The organism is Cupriavidus sp. 05N40 (assembly GCF_056397305.1).
This window is the reverse complement of the sequence record NZ_JBFTND010000414.1, coordinates 1-2,118: the sequence shown is the minus strand read 5'-3', so window position 1 is coordinate 2,118 and position 2,118 is coordinate 1. Positions and strand designations below refer to the sequence as shown.

General features: G+C 67.9%; 2 protein-coding genes. Both read right to left on the bottom strand.

Annotated elements, in window-relative coordinates; translation table 11 throughout:
* Positions 1-26 precede the first annotated feature (26 nt).
* Positions 27-302 carry an oxidative damage protection protein gene (locus tag AC1DO7_RS41040; protein WP_441623161.1) on the bottom strand — a complete coding sequence of 92 codons (276 nt, stop codon included), beginning with the start codon at positions 300-302 and terminating at the stop codon, positions 27-29.
* 111 nt (positions 303-413) lie between these two features.
* Positions 414-1,865 (bottom strand): amino-acid N-acetyltransferase, encoded by a 1,452-nt coding sequence (gene argA, locus AC1DO7_RS41035; RefSeq protein WP_441623162.1) that lies wholly within the window; start codon positions 1,863-1,865, stop codon positions 414-416.
* Positions 1,866-2,118: the final 253 nt, after the last annotated feature.

The following is a 2,118-nucleotide window of genomic DNA, read 5'->3' as shown; positions in this document are numbered from 1 at the left end:
CGGCACCAGGCCGCGCGCCAGGCACATTACGCCTGCGGCGGCGGCACGTAGCCCTGGGCCTGGTCGGCGCCTTCGCCGAAGAAATACTTCTCGGTCTGCTTGAGCAGGTACTGGCGCGCGCGCGTATCGGCCATGTTGAGGCGGTTTTCATTGATCAGCATGGTCTGGTGCTTGAGCCAGCCAGCCCAGGCTTCCTTGGACACGGTCTGCCAGATCTTCTTGCCGAGTTCGCCAGGCAGCGGCGGCAGGTCGAGCCCTTCGGCTTCCTTGTTGAGCTTGACGCATTGAACCATGCGGGCCATGGGGAACTCCTTGTTGTCGTGTGATGTAGCCGGCGCGGCGAAACGGCCGGCCGTTGCGGTGGCGCTATTGTAACGAAGCCGGGGCGAGCCTTCAGGCTACCCCCACCGGCGTCACAGTTTTTTCATCAGCACCATCGACTTGCGTTGCCAGTTGTACAGCTTGCGCTTGTCTTCGGGCAGGTCGTCCACGTTGGCGTGCACGAAGCCGCGCTTGAGGAACCAGTGCTCGGTGCGGGTGGTAAGCACGAACAGGCGATCCAGGCCGAGGCTGCGGGCACGGCGCTCGATGCGCTTGAGCAGGCGCTCGCCGTCGCCGGTGCCTTGCGCCTCTGACGATACCGTGAGGCAGGCCATTTCGGCCATGCCCTCGCGCGAATACGGGTAGAGCGCGGCGCAGCCGAACAGCACGCCGTCGTGCTCGATCACCGAGAAGTTGGCGATGTCGCGCTCGATCAGGTGGCGCCCGCGCGGCACCAGCGTGCCGTCCTGCTCGAGCGGGGCGATCAGCTGCAGGATGCCGCCGACGTCGTCCAGCGTGGCTTCGCGCAGGCTTTCCAGGTCGGTGTCGGAAATCATGGTGCCGACGCCGTCGTGCAGGAACAGCTCCAGCAGCACCGAGCCGTCCAGCTCGAACGGGATCAGGTGCGCGCGCGGCACGCCGCCCTTGAGGGCCTTGACCAGGTGTTCCAGGTAATAGGCCACCTCGGGCGGCAGGTGGTTGTTCTGCAGTCGCTCGACGGCGGTGCGCAGCGACATTTCCGGCATCATCCTGCCGGACGCGTCCTGCACGCCGGGCACTTCGGTGATGAAGACCAGCTTGTCGGCCTTGATGGCGGTGGCGGTGGCGCTGGCCACGTCTTCCATCGACAGGTTGAAGGCCTGGCCGGTGGGCGAGAAACCAAGCGGCGAAAGCAGCACCACCTTGCCGTGCGAGAGCGACATGCGCACCGATTCGCCGTCGATCTTGCGCACCAGGCCGGTGTGCTGGTAGTCCACGCCTTCGACAATGCCGACCGGGCGCGCGGTAACGAAATTGCCCGAAATCACCGAGAGCTGGGCGCCGGCCATGGGTGTGTTGGGCAGGCCCTGGCTGAAGGCGGCCTCGATGTCCAGGCGCAGTTCGCCGGCGGCTTCCTTGGCGCATTCGAGCGCGGCGTTGTCGGTGATGCGCACGCCGGCGGCGAATTGCGACTCGACGTGGCGCAGCGCCAGTTGCTCTTCCACCTGCGGGCGCGAGCCGTGCACCAGCACGATCTGCATGCCCATGGCGTGCAGCAACGCCACGTCGTTGACGAGCGCGTTGAGCGTGCCGGCCTTGACCAGTTCGCCGGCGAAGGCGATGACGAAGGTCTTGCCGCGAAACGCGTGGATATACGGGGCGACCGCGCGCAGCCAGTCGACGAACTGCTGGTGGTCGGGGCCGCTTCGCTCGACCGGCTCGGCGGCCGGGGCGGGCACGTCGAGGGGCGCGACGAGGTGCGCGGCAGGGGCGGGAACGGGCAGGGGCTCGTCTTTTTCGGACGGCGCGGGCGCGTCGGCTGGCGTGTCGGTTCTTGCATTCATGCCGCGGATTATAATCCCGGCCAATGTCAGCACAACGCCCCGCCAAACCTTTGCCGCCGGATCGGAAAACCGATGCCGGCCGGCCCGCGCCCAAGGCCGCCCCATCCCCCGTCCAGACGCCGGCCCCGCCTGCCGCCAAGCAGGGCCGCCAGCCTGGCAATCCGGGTGTCGCTTCCGGCTCCGTTGCGGCCGCCGGCACGCAGAATCGCCCGCCGGCGCGCCGTGACGGGCGCCGGCCACCGCCGGCCGGCAC